Source organism: Promicromonospora kroppenstedtii (assembly GCF_044389675.1).
GTDB classification, from domain to species: Bacteria; Actinomycetota; Actinomycetes; order Actinomycetales; family Cellulomonadaceae; genus Promicromonospora; species Promicromonospora kroppenstedtii.
Map to the genome: position 1 here is coordinate 40,286 of NZ_JBIRYI010000010.1, position 17,727 is coordinate 58,012.

Below are 17,727 nucleotides of genomic sequence, written 5' to 3' on the forward strand. Positions count from 1 at the left end.
CGGGGCCCTCCTCCTTTGGGCCAGGAGGTTCACGGGACCGTTGGCTGATTCGCGTTCAGCAGGCTTGGCGGAGCCATGAATCGTCCGATAACGGGCTACCTGTCGCCTGCTGAATCAAGGTCAGGGTCGGCCCTACGGCGCCCGTCCGCATGGTGCAAGTCAGCGACCAGGCCGAGCACCCTGATGCGCACCTGACGCTCCCGGAAGGAGTGCCGTGCGGTCTGGAGGGGACCACGGTCCGCTCGCGCGGCTTCGCCGCGGAGCAGGCCTCATGCAGCCGCACACCTGCGCGGCGCACCCGCGGCCGTCGACGCGATCGTGGAGCGCAGCGCCGGCCTGCCGCTCGCGCTGCGCATCGCGAGCGACCACCTGACACACCGTCCCGCCGCGCAGGCGCAGGCCGCGCTCGATGCCTGGCTGGCCGAGCCGGTGCCGCTCGACCCCTTCCACACCGCCGACGACGCCGGATGCGACCTGCGCACCGTCTTCGCCGAGCCGTACCGGCGGCTCACCCCGCAGGCTGCGCGTTGCCTCCACCTCGCGAGCGCGCTTCCGGAGGGACGGATGGCCAGAGCCGCCTTGACCGCGTCCTGGAGCCTGACGCCCCGGGCCGCCCGTCGTGTGCTTGCTGAGCTGACCTCGGCGCACCTGCTCGAAGAGCCGCTACCGGACCAGTACACGATGCACGGCGTGGTGCGGGAGTTCGTCCAGAAGGCTGGCTTCGACGAGGACATCGAGCCGCTCACCGACGTCAGCCGCTGGACGATGCCGAACTCGGTTTCGCGCCGGCCGGTGCCATTCCCGGTGAAGTTGCCGTGAAGTTGCCGGTGACGTTGCCGGTCGAACGTCCTGGTCGCCACGGCCATGGGCGGGATCGAACGGCGGTGTCCGCAACTCCGCAGAGAGAAGGAGCGGGATGAGCAACCTCGTCAGGCAGTTCGGCGACGCGGTCCTCCAGAAGATCGCCCCGGAGCAGACGGCCGAGGCCGTCTGCGTCACGACACGCCAGTACCGGTGCGTTTCCGGTGCCTGCGGGATCAACGGCAAGTTCTCCAATTACACGCAGATGTATCGGGACTGCACCTGCTGGAGGAACCGCGCCCCGGCCGGTACGAGATGCATCGCCTGCTGCGGGAGTTCGCCTGGGAGATCAGCCTGGACGACGACGGCGAGGCGGGGCGTGCGGACATGCCGGTGAATTTGCCGCTGACGGTTCCTGGCGGCGCGGGCGGCGGGCTGGCCTAATGAATTCGTCAGCAATCGCGGAGAGTAGGAGCATCATGAGCAACCTGTTCGTGCAGTTCAGTGACGCAATCCTCCGGAAGGCGGCACGGAACGAGACGGCCGAGGCCGCCTGTTCCGGTTACTACCAGTACCGCTGTAACACGACCCGATGCGGGACAGGCTCGAACATGTGGCAGAAGCGCTACTGCTACCACCAGACGACGAACTGCCACACCGCATGTACCTCCTGGGTCACCGTCGGTTGCTGCGCCTGAGAATCTTTCTGTCGTGCCGACCGACAGGTGACGACTGACCCGTGGATCGTTGCTCCATCGGTCTTGCTGTGAGCCGCGGCCGTTCTGCCGGTGAATTTGCCGGTTGCCGTTCCTGGTGGTCCGGGCGACAGGCTGGATTAATGGCGTCATCAGCATTCACGGAGAGAGGGGAAACCATGAGCAACTTGTTCGCACGGGTTGGTGAGGCGATGCTGCAGAAGGTCGCGCCTCAGGAGGTGGCCGAGGCCCTCTGCACCTCCTCGACTCAGTATCGATGCTATACACGGTGCTCCACGTCGAGCGGGACCTCCGGGATCCTCCGCCAGGCCCGCACGTGTTACAGCGGCTCCGCCTGCGAGAAGGCCGGCACGTGCACCGCCTGGAGGAACATCACCTGCAGCGCCGTCTGCTGAGGTCGATCGGTCGTACCCACGGCCGATGTGCAGAGCAGCCGTGGCCCCTCCGGTGTCTTGGTGAGGCCACGGCTGTTCACGGACTGCCCGGTGGGCTGCAGCTCGCCCTGTACCAGCTGGGCGTGCTACTCCTGCGGCTGCTGACCCCGCTGCCGCCAGGCGACGGCGCATGGCGGCAGTCCCCCGACTCGATGTGATCACTACCTCCGCGGAGTTCACCCTTGCTCGTCACCCTCGCACTGTTCCTGCAGCTGGCCGTTGCCGGCGTTCTGCTCGCGTCCGGCGTCGCAAAGGTGCGCGGCGATGCCAATCGGGAGACCTGGAAGGCGCTGTTGGACCGGGCGCCCGGTCTGCTCGGCCGTCTGCCCGTGGACGTGGTGTCCTCGCTCCACATCGGCGTCGAGATCCTGCTGGCCGTTGCGCTCCTCGTGGCGATCGCCCCGCCCCTCGCACCTGTCGCCGCTCCCGCGCTGGCCGCCGCGGCGCTGCTGTTCACCGGCTTCACGGGCATAGCTCTCTACTCCGCGACCGGCGCCGCGGTCACGTGCTCGTGCTTCGGCAGGAGCACGACGTCGCTCGGCTGGCCGCACGTCGTCCGCAACGTCGCGCTCACGGTGCTGGCGGTCGGTGGCCTGGTGGCCGCATCCGACGCCGTCGCCGACCCGCTTCCGGACCTCGGCTCCGCCGCACTGGCCGTCGTCGGCGCTGCCGCGGTCACCGCACTCACCTACTTCTTCGACGACGTCGTCGACGTGTTCGCCCCTCCGGACCCGCGCCGTTCCGGCACGCGCGTTCCTACCCGCTGAACCACCCTGATCCACCGGAGAACGGAGCCTCCCATGGCAGTCCTCACCGCCGCCGTCGTCCTGCTCGGCGTCCTGACCGTGTTCAACCTCGTGCTGACCGCGGCGATCGCGCGCCGCGTCCGTACCGCACCGGCAGCCGACGCCGGGCACGCGCACGGCAAGCCCACATTCCCCGACCTGGACGAGGTCAAGGCCGGCGCCGCCATCCGCCCCTTCTCCGCCACGACCACCACCGGCGAGGAGGTCTCCTACGAGGACCGATACGGCGACACCGCCGTCTACGCCTTCTTCGACACCAGCTGCAGCACCTGCGCCAAGGAACTACAGCCGCTCGTCGACATGACCCGCCGCGAGGGTTTCACCCCGCACCAGGTCATCGCGTTCGTCGTGCACGACGACGAGCACGGCAAGGCGGAGAAACGCGAGGAGTACCTGGCCACGCTCGGCGACACGGTGACCGTCGTGGTACACCGGCGCGACGGGATCGATCTGCCGTTCGACGCCGGCGGCTACCCGGCGTTCGTCCTCGTGGACGGGTCCGGGCAGGTCACGCGCTCGGGGGTCGAGGTCAGCGACCTGGACACCGTCCTCGTGCCGGCATGACGGACGACGACGGCGCCGGGCGCGACGCCGTATCAGGCGGCGACACCCGGCCCCGCCGCGGTCACCGCGCGCTGACCGCGATCGGCTCCGGCACCGTCCGCGCCTTCCGGGTCGCCGCCCTGGGGGCCCAGGCGGCGCCCGGTGCGCTCGCGGTCCTCGTACTCGTCACGCTGACCGACGCGCTGCTTCCCGCCGGCGGCGTGCTCGCCACCAAGTGGCTGCTCGACGTCCTCCAGCTCGGTTCCGACGCTCCCGGCGTGCCGCAGCCGCTGAGGGACCGTCCCGTCCTGATCGTGGTGGGCCTCGCGGTCATGACCCTCGCGGGCGCGCTGATGTCGCACGTCAGCCAGTACGTGAACGGCCGGATCCGCCGGGCCGTCACCCTGCTGGTCACGTCTCGCCTGTTCACGACCGTCACACGGCTGTCCGGGTTGCGCCACTTCGAGGACCCGGCATTCCGCGACCGGCTCCGCATGGCCCAGACGTCCGCCTCCGACGCGCCCGACGAGGTCATCGACTCGTTGTTCGGGACGGTCCGCGGCGTGATCACGATCGCGAGTACCCTCGGTGTGCTGGTCATGATCAGTCCCGTGGTCGCCGTGCTCGTCGTGGTCGCTGCGATGCCGGGGCTGATCGTGCAGCTCGTCCTCAACCGGGAACGTGCCGACGTGCTGTGGCGCATCAGCCCGCGTTCGCGGCGCCTGGCCTTCTACCAGGACCTCATGATGCATCCCGTCGCGGCTGCCGAGGTGCGGATCTTCGGCGCCGGGCGCTTCCTCACCGGCCGCATGAACCGGGAGCTGCGCGCGATCAACGCCGCCGAGGAGCGCCTCGACCGCAAGACCTTCCTCGCGCACGCCCCGCTCATGGTCGCGGGCGCCGTCGTCTCCGGCGGTGGTCTCGTCTGGGTGGTGCTCGGCGCGCTGCGCGGCGACTTCACCGCCGGCGACGTCACCGCGTTCGTCGGTGCGACCGGGGGAGTCCAGGGTGCGGCCGCCGGCCTGGTCATGTGCCTCGCTCGCATCCACTCGACGCTGCTGCTCGTGGCGCACTACGACGACGTCCTCGCCACCCCGCAGGATCTGATCGCCCCCGCCGCCCCCGTCCCCGCCCGCCCGCTTGAGCACGAGATCCGCCTCGAGGACGTCTGGTTCCGCTACACCGACGACGGCCCCTGGGTGCTGCGCGGCGTGAGCATGACGATCCCGGTGCGCGGTTCCGTCGCCGTCGTCGGCCTGAACGGCGCGGGCAAGAGCACGCTGGTCAAGCTGCTGATGCGCATGTACGACCCGTCCCGCGGCGCGATCCTGTGGGATGATACCGACATCCGTGGGTACGACGTCGACGGCCTGCGCTCCCGGGTCAGCGCCGTCTTCCAGGACTTCGTGCAGTACGAGCTGTCCGCACGCGAGAACATCGCGCTCGGCGCGCTCGAGCACCTGGACGACGACGCCCGCGTGCACGCCGCGGCGCGTGCAGCGGGTGCGGACCGGATCGTGGCCGGGCTGCAGCACGGGTACGACACGATGTTGTCCCGGGCGTTCTGGAACGACGACGAGGTCGGGGACGACACGACGTCGGTGGGCACCACGCTGTCCGGCGGTCAGTGGCAGCGCCTCGCGCTTGCTCGCTCGCTCATGCGGTCCGGCCGCGACCTGCTGGTGCTCGACGAGCCGACGTCGGGCCTCGACCCGCAGGCCGAGAACGAGGTCCGCGACCTGCTGGGCACCCTGCGGACCGGGACCGCGACCCTGCTGGTCTCGCACCGGCTCGGTGCGGTCCGGGACGCGCAGCAGATCGTGGTCCTGGCCGGCGGCGTCGTCGCCGAGCAGGGCACGCACGACGAACTCATGCGGGCGGGCGGCGAGTACGCCCGCCTGTTCACGCTGCAGGCGACCGGCTACCAGGACCCGGTCCCGGCCGGGGAAGGAGTGTCCGCATGACAGGGACGGCCGTGGTCCTTGCGCTCGCGCTGGCCGGAGCGGTGCTTGCCGGGTCGGCCGGGTACCGGCACCTGCGACACCACTACGTCGTCGTCGCCGTCGACGGCACGAGCATGCATCCCACGTACGAGCCCGGTGACCGTGTGCTCGTGCGGCGCGGTGGGCGCGCGCCCGCCCGCGGTGACGTCGTCGTCGTGCGCAAGCCCGATGTGAAGCACGGATGGCCGACGACGGCGCCCGCGCAGCGGTCGGGCCTGCCACTGGGCAGGCGCTGGCTGATCAAACGTGTGGCGGCGACCGGCGGCGAACCATGGCCCGACGGCATCGACCCGGCCCCCTGGGACAGGGGAGAGGGGCGCGTGCCCGCGGGCCACATCGTCCTGCTCAGTGACAACCCCCGCGGCGTCGACTCCCGCCGGTGGGGGCCCTGCCCCGACCACCAGGTCATGGGCCGCGTGACACGGTCGATGGGCGGCTGACGTCGGCCGGCGGCCGTCACCAGGAGCGTGCAGCAGTGCCCGAAGGAACTGGACTGGTGCGTCGTGCCGGAGTGACCGCGAGCCCGGCCTCGGCGGTCGGCCGTCGCGGCCGCGCGGCTCGCGGCGTGTGATCAGCCGCGAGCCGCGCGAGTGGCCCAGTGTTCGAGGATCCCCCGCAGGGCCGCACGCCGGATCGGCTCGGGATCCTGGTCGACGCCGGTCTCCCGGGCGAACTCCCACAGCAGCCCGTGCAGTTCGTACCTGCCCGGCGCCGGTTCCTCGATCAGGTGCGCCGCGACCAGCTCGGCCATGAGCCTGTCGCTGGTCTGCAGCGGCAGGTCCCAGAGCGCCGCGACGGCGTCCCGGGACAGCGGCGTGCGCGGCGGGACTCCCAGCAGGCGGAAGTACCGTGCGGCCTCGTCCGGCACCTGCCGGTACGACGCCGTGAAGGCGGCGCGCAGGTCGCACTCGGTGTCGTCCGCGGTCCGGAACGCATCGAGCGGGGCGGGCTCCGCGAGCCAGGCCGCCAGTGCTTCGGGCGCCTGCGCGGTGGTCCGGCGGGTCAGGTGGTCGCACGCGATGCGTAGCGCGAGCGGAAGCCCGCAACAGCGGTGCACCATCGCGTCGACGGCCCTCGGCGCCACGCGCAGGCGCTCGTCTCCCAGGAGCGTGCGGACCAGCCGGGCGGCATCGTCGTCGGGCAACGGGTGGACGCCGACGTGCCGGGCGCCGTCACGGATGCTGAGCCCGCGGAGCTGGTGCCGGCTGGCCACGACCGTCGTGCAGGCGCCTGGGCCTGGCAGCAGGGGCCGGACCTGCGCGGCGGACGCGACGTCGTCGAGGACGACGAGCATGCGCCGCGCGGCGAGGACGTGACGCAGGAGCGCGGTTCGGGCGACGGCCGACGACGGGACCGCGGCGTCGGGTATCCCGAGGTCGGTCAGGAACCGGCTCGCGACGTCGTCGGCCGTGGGCGGCTGCCCGTGGGCGGAGCCACGCAGTTCGGCGTACAGCTGACCGTCGGGAAACGCGCCGCGCCGGGCGTGGGCCCAGGCCAGCACGAGGGCGGTCTTGCCGACACCGGCCGCGCCGTCGAGCACGGTGCATCTGTGGCCGCCGTCGGGGCTGGTCAGCACGTCGTCCAGCTCCGCGAGCTCCGCCGCTCGTCCGGAGAACGTCGACGGCGGGGCGGGGAGCTGTGCGGGCGCCTCACCGGCGGGGGAGGACGTGCCCGGGACACCCGTGGCGGGGGTCGTCGGTGCGGCCCACGTGAGCGGAGCCGGCGTCACCGGGCGGGCCGGCCCGTTCCGGGTGCCGTCCGCGGCCCGGTCGGCCCACCGGCGCCGATAGAAGTCGAGCAGCTCGCCGACCCGGGCGTCGTCGAGGCCGAGACCGGCCCCGATCGCACGGAGGGTGCTCACCCGCGGCTTCTCGACGGCGCTGCGCTCGATGTTGCTGACCGAGCGCACCGCCAGGCCTGCCCGCTCGGCGAGCTCTTCCTGGGTCAGACCCGCGCGGCGGCGGAGCTGTGCGAGCAGGTCGTGCTGCGTGCTGGGCTCGGTCATGCGGCTCCCGAGGGACGGAACGACGGGTCATCCGGATGGACGTTCCGTCGTGCGCGGGAGGCCCTGTGCGTTCGACGGGCCGAAGGTGCAGACCCAGCGTGCGCGTCTGCCGCCCTGTCGTGGTGCAGGTTCCTGCAACCAGCCTTCCAGCCCTACCAGGGCGACGGCTCGTAGTCCTTGAGGAAGCAGCCGTACAGGTCCCTCCCGGCCTCGCCCTGGACGATCGGGTCGTAGATGCGCGCGGCGCCGTCGACCAGGTCGAGGGGGGCGTGCCAGCCCTCGGCGGCGAGCCGCAGCTTCTCCTCGTGCGGGCGCTCGTCCGTGATCCACCCGGTGTCCACCGCGGTCATCAGGACCCGGTCCTTCTCGAACATCTCCCCGGCGGAGGTCCGGGTCAGCATGTTGAGGGCGGCCTTGGCCATGTTGGTGTGCGGGTGCCCCGCGCCCTTGTACCGGCGGGAGAACTGCCCCTCCATCGCCGAGACGTTGACGACGTACCCGCGGCGCGACGTCGCCGTCGCGGCCCGCATCGCGGGCCGCAGCCGGGAGATGAGCAGGAACGGCGCGATCGCGTTGCAGAGCTGGACCTCCAGGAGCTCCAGCGGGTCGACCTCGTCCACGACCTGGGTCCACGAGTTGTTCTTCTGCACGTCGGGGAGCAGCCCGCCGGCATCGACGGCCGTGCCAGCCAGATGGGCGTCCAGGGAGGCCGAGCCCGCCCGGAGCGCGAGCGCCGTCAGGGATGCCGCGGTGTGTGTCGCGACGGCGTCGTCCTGCGACTGCCCCTCGTGGTGGGCGACCGACAGGGCGGCCAGCGCGCCCGCGATCGCGGCGGGGTGCGCCTCCGAGACATGGTCGAACGTGACCATCTCCGGCGGTTCGAGGCCGTAGGGGAGCGGGGCGACCGGTGCCGACTCGCCCGTGACGAGCTGCGAGTAGGCCCCGGGGGACCGCCGGACCGTCTGGCAGGCGTTGTTGACCAGGATGTCGAGCGGGCCCGCCGCGGCGACGTCGTCGGCCAGCGCGATCACCTGGGTGGGGTCACGCAGGTCGATGCCGACGATCTTGAGCCGGTGCAGCCAGTCGGCGGCGTCGGGCATGGCCGAGAAGCGGCGCACCGCGTCCTTAGGGAAGCGGGTGGTGACGGTGAGGTGGGCGCCGTCGCGCAGCAGGCGCAGCGCGATGTACATGCCGATCTTGGCCCGGCCCCCAGTGAGCAGGGCGCGGCGACCGGTCAGGTCCGTGCGCTGGTCGCGGCGCGCGTGGCTCTTCGCGGCGCAGTCCGGGCACAGCCAGTGGTAGAACGAGTCGACCAGGGTGTAGTCCGTCTTGCAGATGTAGCAGCCGCGGGCGGTGCGCAGCTCCCCGGCGAACGCCCCGGGCACGGAGGAGACCAGCGGGATGCCGGCGGTCTCGTCGTCGATCCGCGCCGCCGAGCCGGTCGCCGTCCGCTCGATGATGCTCCGGTCGTGCGCCTGGATCTCCTCGCGGACCGCGGCCTTGCGGGACTTCTTGAGCAGCTTCCACATGTAGCCGGTCGCCCGCTTGACCGTCTGGACGTCGGGGTGGTCGGGCTCGAGGTCATGGAGCTGGCCCAGCACGCGAAGGGTGGTGGCGAGCTCGTCCGGGTCGATCCCCGCTTTCGTTGGCACTGCCGTAGGGTAACCGCCGCCGGCGCCAGGCACCCGGTCCGGTCCACCGGGGCGCGGTTGCCCGACGGCGTCGTCGCCGACGCACGCGGCAGCCTGATCTCGGGGCCGTCCGCGCCCTGGCCGTCCGAATCGTTTAACAATCGGCGATCCGTTGACGCTGGGCAAACGCTTACCGTACGGTCGGCTGCGCTGATTGGATCGATTCAAGCTCAGGGGTCCGACGGCCCGGTGGCGAGGGAGTTGTCTGCCCTCGTCACACCTCGCCAGATCACCGGTCGTGCCCAGGACGGCGCGCCGCATCACAGTCGAGCTAGCTCAAAGAGGAGCGACATCAATGACAAGGCGAAGAAGTACCAGAACGGCGCTCGCGGCCGGGCTCTCGGGCCTCGCCGTCGTCGCGTCGAGCGTCGTCGCGCTGAACACCGCACACGCGGCCACGGTGCGCCACGAGGCCGAGGCCGCGCCGGCCGTCTGCGGGGGCCTGATCGAGTCGAACCATGCCGGGCACTCGGGCAGCGGGTTCTGCAACACCGACAATGCTGTCGGAGCCGCGGTCGAGTTCAGGGTCGACGCCGCCGCGGCGGGCACGGCGACGCTGGCGTTCGGCTATGCCAACGGCGCAACGGCCGGCAGGCCGGGCGAGGTCGTCGTGAACGGAACCTCGGTGCGGACCACGCAGTTCGACACCACCGGTGCCTGGACGAGCTGGGCGACCCAGACCGTCACGGCTCAGCTCGACGCCGGCGTCAACACCGTCCGCCTGCGAGCCACCGGCGCGGACGGCCTGGCGAACGTCGACTACCTGGACGTCACGACCGGTGGCTCCGAGCAACCGGGCGGCGACGGCGCCTACGAGGTCGAGGCCCTGACGCGCGGCGTGACCGTCGTGCCTTCGGGGAGCGGCAACCTGGTCAGCTGGCGTCTGCTGGGCACCGACAGCCAGAACGTGGCCTTCAACGTCTACCGCGACGGCCAGAAGCTCAACGCGTCGCCGATCACCGGCGCCACGAACTACCTCGACCCCAACGGCAGCGGGAGCTACACCGTCGCGGCCGTCACCAACGGCACCGAGGGTGCGCGCGCGAGCACGGAGGCCAGGTTCGGTTCCGGCGGCTATCTCGACATCCCGATCAGCCGGCCCTCGAGCGCGTACGAGGCCAACGACGCCACCGTCGCCGACCTGGACGGTGACGGTGACTACGAGTACGTCGTCAAGTGGTACCCGGCCAACGCCAAGGACAACTCGCAGTCCGGCGTCACCGACAACACCATCATCGACGCCTACACGCTCCAGGGAACCCGCTTGTGGCGGATCGACCTGGGGCGCAACATCCGGTCCGGGGCCCACTACACCCAGTTCCAGGTGTACGACTACGACGGTGACGGCGACGCCGAGATCGCCATGAAGACCGCCGACGGCACGCGCGACGGCCAGGGTGTCGTCATCGGGAACGCGGGCGCCGACCACCGCAACAGCGGCGGCTACATCCTGACGGGACCGGAGTACCTGACCATCTTCGACGGGCGCACCGGCGGAGCGGTCGACACCGTCGACTACCAGCCCCCGCGCGGCAACGTGGCCAGCTGGGGCGACGACTACGGCAACCGGGTCGACCGGTTCCTGGCGGGCACGGCGTACCTCGACGGGTCCACGCCCTCGATGATCTTCGCGCGCGGCTACTACACGCGCTCGGTGATCTGGGCCGTGGACTTCGACGGTCAGAACCTCTCGACCCGGTGGATCTTCGACTCCGACGTCGAGGGTTCGCAGTACCGGGGGCAGGGCGCGCACAGCCTGTCCATCGCCGACCTGGACGGAGACGGCCGTCAGGACGTGGTCTACGGGGCGATGGCGATCGGATCGGACGGCAACGCGCTGTGGAACTCCCGCATGGGCCACGGTGACGCGCTCCACGTCTCCGACTTCGTGCCCAGCCGAGCGGGCCAGGAGGTGTTCATGGTGCACGAGAGCAGCAGTGACCCGTCGTCCAGCCTCATCGGTTCGAACGGCTCGGTCCTGTTCCAGACCAGCCCGAGCGGCGACAACGGCCGAGGCGTGGCCGCGAACGTCACGTCCGCCAGCCCCGGGGGCGAGTTCTGGTCCTCGAACGTGTCGGACCTGCGGAACGCCTCAGGAAGCTCCGTCGGCGCCAAGCCGAGCTCGGCGAACTTCCTGGCCTGGTGGGACGGTGACGGCGAACGCGAGCTGCTCGACGGCACGCACATCGACGACTACCCGAGCGGGCGGCTGCTGACCGGCTCGGACGTGGCGTCGAACAACGGCACCAAGGCCACCCCGTCGCTCTCGGCGGACCTGTTCGGTGACTGGCGCGAAGAGGTCGTCTGGCGGACCACCGACTCCTCGGCACTGCGCGTCTATGCCACACCGCACACGACGAACCTGCGCATCGCGACACTGATGCACGACGTCCAGTACCGCGTGGCGATCGCCTGGCAGAACACCGCCTACAACCAGCCGCCGCACCCGAGCTTCCACATCGGCAGCGAGGTCAGCAGCTACCCCTGGCCGGACATCCGTACGCCGTAACCGGACCACGACCCCGGATCGGGGCGGGCGGACCGTGCGGTCCGCCCGCCCTCGCCTGCCCGGACGGTTGCCCGGGCGCCGCCCGGCGGGCCACCTCCATGCCGGCCCGGCCCAGCCGACGCGCCGCGTTAAACCTTTAGGTTCGTTGCCCAGCCCTGCCCTCCGGCCTGACCGTCGTGGTGCGCCCCGGCCTGCCGTGGCGTCGGCCATGCGCACCGACCAAGGAAGGCGGCCTGCCATGCACAGGACACCAGGTACTGCGAGAAGATCACGACGGCGGCGCGCAGCCGCGACCATCGCGACGCTCGCCGTCGCGGCACTCGCGACGGTCGGCATGACCGTGCCCGCGAGCGCCGGCCTGCCGGGCGTCGCCCCCGGCGACGACGGCGCGGCGGCGGTGGCGGCACCGTTCGCAGCGGCCGGTGAGTACACCGACCGGTTTCTCGAGCTGTACGAGAAGATCCACGATCCGGCGAACGGCTACTTCTCACCGCAGGGCATTCCTTACCACGCAGCAGAGACGCTGATGGTGGAGGCCCCGGACTACGGGCACGAGACGACGTCGGAGGCGTACAGCTTCTGGCTGTGGCTGGAGGCGTCGTACGGCCAGGTCACGGGTGACTGGGCGCCGTTCAACGACGCCTGGGACACGCTCGAGGCCAACATGATCCCGACCACGGAGAACCAGCCGACGAACGGCGCCTACAACCCGGCCGACCCGGCGACGTACGCTCCTGAGCACGACCACCCGAGCGAGTACCCGTCGCAGCTCGACGCCGGTGTGTCCGTCGGCCAGGACCCGATCGGCTCCGAGCTGCGGCAGACCTACGGCACGTCCGAGGTCTACGGCATGCACTGGCTCTCCGACGTCGACAACGTCTACGGCTTCGGAGCCGCGCCGGGCTCGTCGACCCTGCAGGGCCCGGACCACCCCGGCCCGTCGTACATCAACACGTTCCAGCGGGGTCCGCAGGAGTCGGTGTGGGAGACCATCCCGCAGCCGTCGATCGACGACTTCTCCTACGGCGGGTCCAACGGGTATCTCGACCTGTTCACGGGTGACGCGAGCTACGCGAAGCAGTGGAAGTACACCAACGCCCCGGATGCCGACGCCCGCGCCATCGAGGCGGTGTACTGGGCCAAGCAGTTCGCCGAGGCGCAGGGTGCCGGCGACCAGATCGCGGGCACGGTCGACAAGGCGTCCAAGATGGGCGACTACCTGCGCTATTCCCTGTTCGACAAGTACTTCAAGGAGCCCGGCTGCGAGTCGACGTCGTGCCCGGCGGGCAGCGGCCGCAGCTCGGCGCACTACCTGCTGTCCTGGTACTACGCCTGGGGCGGCGCCCTGGACACGAGCGGTCCCTGGGCGTGGCGCATCGGGTCGTCGCACGCGCACTTCGGCTACCAGAACCCGCTCGCGGCGTACGCGCTGTCGACGGACCCGGACCTGGTTCCGGCGTCGCCCACCGCGCAGGACGACTGGTCGACGAGCCTGGACCGGCAGATCGAGTTCTTCCAGTGGCTGCAGTCCGACGAGGGCGGGATCGCCGGTGGCGCGACCAACAGCGTCGGCGGCGACTACAGCGCTCACCCGGCCGGCGCCAGCACCTTCTACGGCATGGTCTACGACGAGGACCCGGTCTACGAGGACCCGCCGTCGAACCAGTGGATCGGCATGCAGGGCTGGGGCATGGAACGGATCGCGCAGCTCTACCACGAGACGGGCGACCCGCGGGCCGAGGCCATCCTGGAGAAGTGGGTGCCGTGGGTGCTGTCGGAGATCACCGTGACCGACACCTCCTGGGCGGTGCCGTCCACGCTGTCGTGGTCCGGTCAGCCCGACACGTGGGACCCGGCCGACCCGGGCAGCAACGCGGGGCTGCACGTCGAGGTGACGGACCACGGGCAGGACGTCGGCGTGGCCGGCGCGCTCGCCCGCACGCTGATCTACTGGGCGGCGGCGTCCGGCGACCAGCAGGCTGCCGACACGGCGGGTGCCCTGCTCGACGCCATGTGGACGCAGGACAGCGACGACCTGGGTGTGGCCACGGTGGAGACCCGTACGGACTACGGCCGGTTCGACGACGAGATCACCCCGGGTGGCAACGGTACCTACGTGCCGCCGGGCTGGTCGGGCACGAACCCGAACGGCGACCAGATCGAGCCCGGGGTGTCGTTCCTGGACATCCGGTCGTTCTACGAGGACGACCCCATGTTCCCCGAGGTGCAGGAGTACCTGGACGGCGGTGACGCGCCGCAGTTCACCTACCACCGGTTCTGGGCCCAGGTCGCCGTCGCGACGGCGATGGCCGACTACGACCGGCTCCTGGGCGACGGCGCCGGCGAGCCGGACACGCAGGCCCCGTCGGCGCCGACCGACGTACGGGTCGCCGGCACGACGGCTTCATCCGTCTCCCTGACGTGGGGTGCCGCCACGGACGACGTGGGCGTCACGGGTTACGAGGTGCTGCGGGACGGCGCGGTCGTGGCCCGGGCGAGCACGACGTCGTACACCGAGACGGGCCTGGACCCGGCCACCACGTACGAGTACACGGTGCGGGCGTACGACGCCGCGCGCAACGTCTCGCCGCCGTCCGGCCCGGTCGCGGCGACCACCGGTGAGGGGACGGTCGAGGAGCCGGGTGCCTGTACCGGCGCCCTGACCGTGGCGAACCAGTGGGCGGGCGGCTTCCAGGCAACCGTCCGGATCACCGCGGGCAGCGCTGCGATCAGCGGCTGGACCGCCAGGTTCGACCTGGCCCCGGCGTCGTTCGTGCAGGGCTGGAACGGGCGGTTCAGCACGTCGGGCTCGTCGGTGACGGTGTCCGGCGTCGACTGGAACGGGTCGTTGGCCGCCGGCGCGTCTACCGAGGTCGGGTTCACCGGGAACGGCACCGCGCCGTCGTCGGTCCCGGTGACCTGCGCGGCTGACTGAGCGGGGTCGGTCCGCCGGCTCGTCGACCGAGGGCCCGCAGACTTCGTGTCTGCGGGCCCCTCCGTCATCAGGCCGCCGGGACGATCCCCGTCCGTCCCTCCCAGGTCCCGTGCTCCGACAGCGGGCGGAACCGGAACGTCGCGAACTCGTGGTGGAAGTCGCGGCGACGCCGTTCGACCATGGCGTCCGCGTGCCGCCGGTCCGCGGGTTCGGCGCGGCCGTGCACCATCTCCTCCATCTCGCGCACCGTGCGCCACACGGAGAACGTGGAGATGGTGCGCGGCGGCCGGATCGCGGCCAGGGCGAGCGTGGTGCCGGGGTGGTCGCGCACCTGACGTTCGACCGGCCGGCCCCAGTGCAGGAACCGGGGGACCTCGGGCAGCCGCATCCGAGCGACGGTCACCGCGACCGCGGGCTCGTCCCGGTCCCAGGTCCCGGCCCGGGCGGGCAGGTCGGGCAGCGCCGCCAGCCGGGACCAGCGGCGCAGGTACTCCATCCGCACGTGCCAGCCGGTCGCCAGGTGGCGCCCCAGGGCGTCGTCGAACAGGAAGCGGTCGACGGCGTCCTCGTCGCGCCACTGCGCGAAGACCGCGATCCGCCGCAGCTGCAGCCGGTCCGGCGAGACGACGGGCGCCCCCAGGCGCATGAGGGCCAGGCACTCGGCGTGGTCCAGCCCGGGTGTGGTGGTGCCCGACGGCGGCCGCAGCAACGCACGTGCCGTCACCCCGGCCGGCAGCTCGGCGAGGTGGAAGGTGTGCATCATCGGGCGCGCTCCATCTTGTAGTGCAGACGCATCATCCAGGTGCGCCACATCCGCAGCTCGTGGTCGGTCCGGAGCACACCGTACGGGTCGCGGTACAGATGGAAGGTCTCGTGGAGCGGCACCCGGGCCGCGAAGTCCCGTCCACCGTCGTGGACGGTGACGTACGCGCCGTCCTGCCCGAACCGCCCCGGGGGCGACTCCAGCACGAGGTCGCCGTCGTCGCCGACAGCCGGGCGCAGGAACACCTGGACGTTGCCGGACTCGAGCGGGAACGCGACGTGCACGCTCGGCCCCACCGCGCCGGGGAGCCGGCGCGCCGAGTAGCAACCGCTGAACACGTAGCGGCCCGAGGGCCGGAGCGTGCGCAGCCACGCGGCACCCACCTGCTCGCCGTCCCGGTCACGGATCACGCGGACCCGGCTGTCCATCCCGTGCGCGACGTCGAGCGGGCGCATCGGGAGGGAGAGCTGCTCCACCCGGCGGGCGAACAGCCGCGCGATCAGCTCACCTGCCGGCCAGAACAGCGGCGACCACCCGCTCCACACCTCCATGTGCCAGGCGGCGGTGTGCTCGTAGAAGTCGCGGATCCGCGGGTCCAGGCGGGCGGCGTCGAACGCGGGACCGTCGAGGCGCGTCATCGCCGGGAGCAGGCCGGGAACCGGGCCCGCGGCGGGACCGGTGCTCGCGACCTCGTCGTCGACCGTGCCCCCGTGATGCGCGGCCTCGGCGGCGAGCCAGCCGTCGGCGACCGTGGAGGAACGGCTCACCGGGGCGCGCAGCCAGGAGTGCTCCCCGGCGAGGTCGACGGGCCTGCCGACCAGCCGCCAGAACTTCCGGGACCCGAGGTCCAGCAGATGATTCACGACCACGCATTCTTGCAGGGGTTCCGTCGGTCGCCGTCGGGGCGTGCGGACTCCTGAGTTCCTGCCGCCTGCCGCCGTGCAGGTTCCTGCAACCTCTTCCCCGGCCGCGGGTATCAACTGCGGTCATGCGAAAAGACGGAAAGATCATGCGCATCCTGGCCGCGGCACTCGGCGTGGCTCTGGGGACCACCATGCTCGTCGCCTCGCCGGCGGTGGCTGCCGAGCAGATCGCGCACAACTGCGACGGAGACCAGGCCGGTGACCAGATCCTCCGGTGCGCCAACGTGGAGATGTCGTCCGCCGGGGTCTTCAACGCCCATGCCCGGGTGGCTGACAGGGCCAGCGGCAACAACTACAGCGTCCAGGTTGTCGAGGTCCGCCTCCAGTACAACTCCAACGGCACCTGGTTGAACCTCCGGGACGAGTTTCCCGCAGACAGCTGGGCGTCCGAGCAGGATGTCGAGCGCACCACCTCGTGGTCCTGCGGTTCCTCCGCGCGCAAGCTGGTCCGGGCGCAGGCGTACGTGCAGTGGCTGCGGTCGGGCTCGGTGGGCGGGGACTGGGTCACGACGCCGTCGGTGTACGTCTGCCCGCGTAGCTGACCGCATCGCCGGGAACGCCCCGTCGCCCCGAGGTGACGGGGCGCTCCCGGCGCGCGAAGGGCGTCGAGCTACCCGAGAAGTTGGTGCTGTCGTACAGCTTCACGTCGCAGCCGTGGTAAGTCGTCACGGAGTTGTTGGCGTTCCGGTCCTGGTGACGTTGAAGTCGCTGTACTGGCAGAGCCGGGCGACCACGGGCCCGCTGCCGACCGGGTGGCCGCTCTGGCAGCCGGTCGTCCCGTCGATCACCGCGCAGCGCCCGTTCAGGCGGTGACGGCGCTCAGGAACTCCCGTAGCCGGACCCCTGCCACGAACCGCGTCGGCGCGTCGAGCAGGTCGAGGACCGCTGCGACCTCGGTGCGCACCGTCCGGACGCTCACCCCGAGCCGCCGGGCGATCTGCTCGTCCGAGGGGCACGTGAGCATGAGCGTGACGACGCGCCGCTGGCGTTCCGACAGGCCCTCGACGGGTGGAGCCTCGGCGGCGCACGGATACATCGTGCCGCGCACCGCCGCCCAGTAGCCGCGGGCGGCATCCAGGCAGGCCGTGTCCCGCACGGCGATCACCGTCGGCTCGCCGCGGATGGTCGGCCCGTCGAGGAACACCTCGGCGTCGTCCACGATCTTCATCTGCACCGGTGCGTAGCCGAAGAAGTACGCCGCCGGGTCCTCGGCGGACAGGATCAGCCGTACCTCCGGGTCCAGGCCGTCGAAGTGCCACACGCTGGTCATGCGCAGGCCGTTCTCCATCACGACCGTGTTGTTCGGGAGACTGACGGCGAGCTGACCGATGGTCCCCGAGTTGCGGATCGACTCGAGAGTCCGCCAGGAGGGCACCTCGAGGGCCATGTTGTGATTGATGGCGATCGTGCCCCGTCCGAGGATGCGCGCCGCGACCCGCTGGCCGCGCTCGACCGCGCGGCTGACCCGCAAACGTTCGGTCTGGAGCCGAGCCAGCTCGTCGAGCACCCGTAGCCGTCCCGGTCGGGTAAACCTCCCCGAGTCCACGTACGCGGAGAAGTCCATGTTGAGCAGCACGCGCTGGTTCATCGGCCTCCTT

The 17,727-nt window shown here is 71.3% G+C and carries 15 protein-coding genes; 10 read left to right on the forward strand and 5 right to left on the reverse strand.

Annotated elements, in window-relative coordinates; translation table 11 throughout:
• Nucleotides 1–318 precede the first annotated feature (318 nt).
• The 7 genes from ACH47X_RS16670 (at nucleotide 319) to ACH47X_RS16700 (ending at nucleotide 5,743) form a co-directional block, all read left to right on the forward strand.
• A complete protein-coding gene (locus ACH47X_RS16670; protein WP_397405685.1) occupies nucleotides 319–819 on the forward strand; it encodes a hypothetical protein in 501 nt (166 codons plus the stop codon).
• Between the two features lie 297 nt (nucleotides 820–1,116).
• On the forward strand, nucleotides 1,117–1,245 hold the full coding sequence (locus ACH47X_RS16675; protein ID WP_397405686.1) for a hypothetical protein: 129 nt from the start codon (nucleotides 1,117–1,119) through the stop codon (nucleotides 1,243–1,245).
• 35 nt (nucleotides 1,246–1,280) lie between these two features.
• Nucleotides 1,281–1,499, forward strand: coding sequence for a hypothetical protein (locus ACH47X_RS16680; RefSeq protein WP_397405687.1), 219 nt, complete (start codon nucleotides 1,281–1,283; stop codon nucleotides 1,497–1,499).
• A 634-nt stretch (nucleotides 1,500–2,133) separates the two neighbouring features.
• Nucleotides 2,134–2,718 carry a MauE/DoxX family redox-associated membrane protein gene (locus ACH47X_RS16685; protein WP_397405688.1) on the forward strand — a complete coding sequence of 195 codons (585 nt, stop codon included), beginning with the start codon at nucleotides 2,134–2,136 and terminating at the stop codon, nucleotides 2,716–2,718.
• 33 nt (nucleotides 2,719–2,751) lie between these two features.
• Complete coding sequence (locus tag ACH47X_RS16690; protein ID WP_397405689.1) at nucleotides 2,752–3,321, forward strand: TlpA family protein disulfide reductase; 570 nt, start codon at nucleotides 2,752–2,754, stop codon at nucleotides 3,319–3,321.
• Nucleotides 3,318–5,264 carry an ABC transporter ATP-binding protein gene (locus ACH47X_RS16695; RefSeq protein WP_397405690.1) on the forward strand — a complete coding sequence of 649 codons (1,947 nt, stop codon included), beginning with the start codon at nucleotides 3,318–3,320 and terminating at the stop codon, nucleotides 5,262–5,264. Before ACH47X_RS16690 ends, ACH47X_RS16695 begins: the two co-directional genes overlap by 4 nt.
• A complete protein-coding gene (locus tag ACH47X_RS16700) occupies nucleotides 5,261–5,743 on the forward strand; it encodes a S26 family signal peptidase (RefSeq protein ID WP_397405691.1) in 483 nt (160 codons plus the stop codon). Before ACH47X_RS16695 ends, ACH47X_RS16700 begins: the two co-directional genes overlap by 4 nt.
• A 131-nt stretch (nucleotides 5,744–5,874) precedes the next feature.
• Here ACH47X_RS16700 and ACH47X_RS16705 read toward each other — a convergent pair whose 3' ends face one another.
• Entirely contained in the window at nucleotides 5,875–7,308 is a 1,434-nt protein-coding gene (locus ACH47X_RS16705; protein ID WP_397405692.1) for a helix-turn-helix domain-containing protein, read from the reverse strand.
• Nucleotides 7,309–7,460: 152 nt separating this feature from the next.
• A complete protein-coding gene (locus ACH47X_RS16710; RefSeq protein WP_397405693.1) occupies nucleotides 7,461–8,960 on the reverse strand; it encodes an SDR family NAD(P)-dependent oxidoreductase in 1,500 nt (499 codons plus the stop codon).
• 334 nt (nucleotides 8,961–9,294) lie between these two features.
• Between ACH47X_RS16710 and ACH47X_RS16715 the strand changes: the two genes are divergently transcribed.
• Both ACH47X_RS16715 and ACH47X_RS16720 read left to right on the forward strand, forming a co-directional pair.
• On the forward strand, nucleotides 9,295–11,508 hold the full coding sequence (locus tag ACH47X_RS16715; protein WP_397405694.1) for a rhamnogalacturonan lyase family protein: 2,214 nt from the start codon (nucleotides 9,295–9,297) through the stop codon (nucleotides 11,506–11,508).
• A 238-nt stretch (nucleotides 11,509–11,746) separates the two neighbouring features.
• Nucleotides 11,747–14,443, forward strand: a complete 2,697-nt coding sequence (locus ACH47X_RS16720) for a glycoside hydrolase family 48 protein (RefSeq protein WP_397405695.1) — start codon at nucleotides 11,747–11,749, stop codon at nucleotides 14,441–14,443.
• Nucleotides 14,444–14,510: 67 nt separating this feature from the next.
• On the opposite strand, the gene ACH47X_RS16725 is transcribed toward ACH47X_RS16720, so the two are convergent.
• Nucleotides 14,511–15,206, reverse strand: coding sequence for a hypothetical protein (locus ACH47X_RS16725; protein ID WP_397405696.1), 696 nt, complete (start codon nucleotides 15,204–15,206; stop codon nucleotides 14,511–14,513).
• Nucleotides 15,203–16,069: a hypothetical protein gene (locus tag ACH47X_RS16730; RefSeq protein ID WP_397405697.1), complete on the reverse strand. Its 867-nt coding sequence runs from the start codon at nucleotides 16,067–16,069 to the stop codon at nucleotides 15,203–15,205. Before ACH47X_RS16730 ends, ACH47X_RS16725 begins: the two co-directional genes overlap by 4 nt.
• A 125-nt stretch (nucleotides 16,070–16,194) precedes the next feature.
• Between ACH47X_RS16730 and ACH47X_RS16735 the strand changes: the two genes are divergently transcribed.
• On the forward strand, nucleotides 16,195–16,671 hold the full coding sequence (locus ACH47X_RS16735; RefSeq protein ID WP_397405698.1) for a hypothetical protein: 477 nt from the start codon (nucleotides 16,195–16,197) through the stop codon (nucleotides 16,669–16,671).
• A gap of 260 nt (nucleotides 16,672–16,931) precedes the next feature.
• Here the strand turns inward: ACH47X_RS16735 and ACH47X_RS16740 are convergent, their stop codons facing one another.
• Nucleotides 16,932–17,717 (reverse strand): helix-turn-helix transcriptional regulator, encoded by a 786-nt coding sequence (locus tag ACH47X_RS16740; protein WP_397405699.1) that lies wholly within the window; start codon nucleotides 17,715–17,717, stop codon nucleotides 16,932–16,934.
• Between the last annotated feature and the right edge of the window lie 10 nt (nucleotides 17,718–17,727).

Bases quoted from the DNA above. Each gene is read 5' to 3' on its own strand.
- ACH47X_RS16740 (WP_397405699.1), bottom strand. From the start codon at position 17,717: ATGAACCAGCGCGTGCTGCTCAACATGGACTTCTCCGCGTACGTGGAC.
- ACH47X_RS16690 (WP_397405689.1), top strand. From the start codon at position 2,752: ATGGCAGTCCTCACCGCCGCCGTCGTCCTGCTCGGCGTCCTGACCGTG.
- ACH47X_RS16675 (WP_397405686.1), top strand. From the start codon at position 1,117: ATGCATCGCCTGCTGCGGGAGTTCGCCTGGGAGATCAGCCTGGACGAC.
- ACH47X_RS16715 (WP_397405694.1), top strand. From the start codon at position 9,295: ATGACAAGGCGAAGAAGTACCAGAACGGCGCTCGCGGCCGGGCTCTCG.
- ACH47X_RS16695 (WP_397405690.1), top strand. From the start codon at position 3,318: ATGACGGACGACGACGGCGCCGGGCGCGACGCCGTATCAGGCGGCGAC.
- ACH47X_RS16735 (WP_397405698.1), top strand. From the start codon at position 16,195: ATGCGAAAAGACGGAAAGATCATGCGCATCCTGGCCGCGGCACTCGGC.
- ACH47X_RS16720 (WP_397405695.1), top strand. From the start codon at position 11,747: ATGCACAGGACACCAGGTACTGCGAGAAGATCACGACGGCGGCGCGCA.
- ACH47X_RS16680 (WP_397405687.1), top strand. From the start codon at position 1,281: ATGAGCAACCTGTTCGTGCAGTTCAGTGACGCAATCCTCCGGAAGGCG.
- ACH47X_RS16705 (WP_397405692.1), bottom strand. From the start codon at position 7,308: ATGACCGAGCCCAGCACGCAGCACGACCTGCTCGCACAGCTCCGCCGC.
- ACH47X_RS16700 (WP_397405691.1), top strand. From the start codon at position 5,261: ATGACAGGGACGGCCGTGGTCCTTGCGCTCGCGCTGGCCGGAGCGGTG.
- ACH47X_RS16725 (WP_397405696.1), bottom strand. From the start codon at position 15,206: ATGATGCACACCTTCCACCTCGCCGAGCTGCCGGCCGGGGTGACGGCA.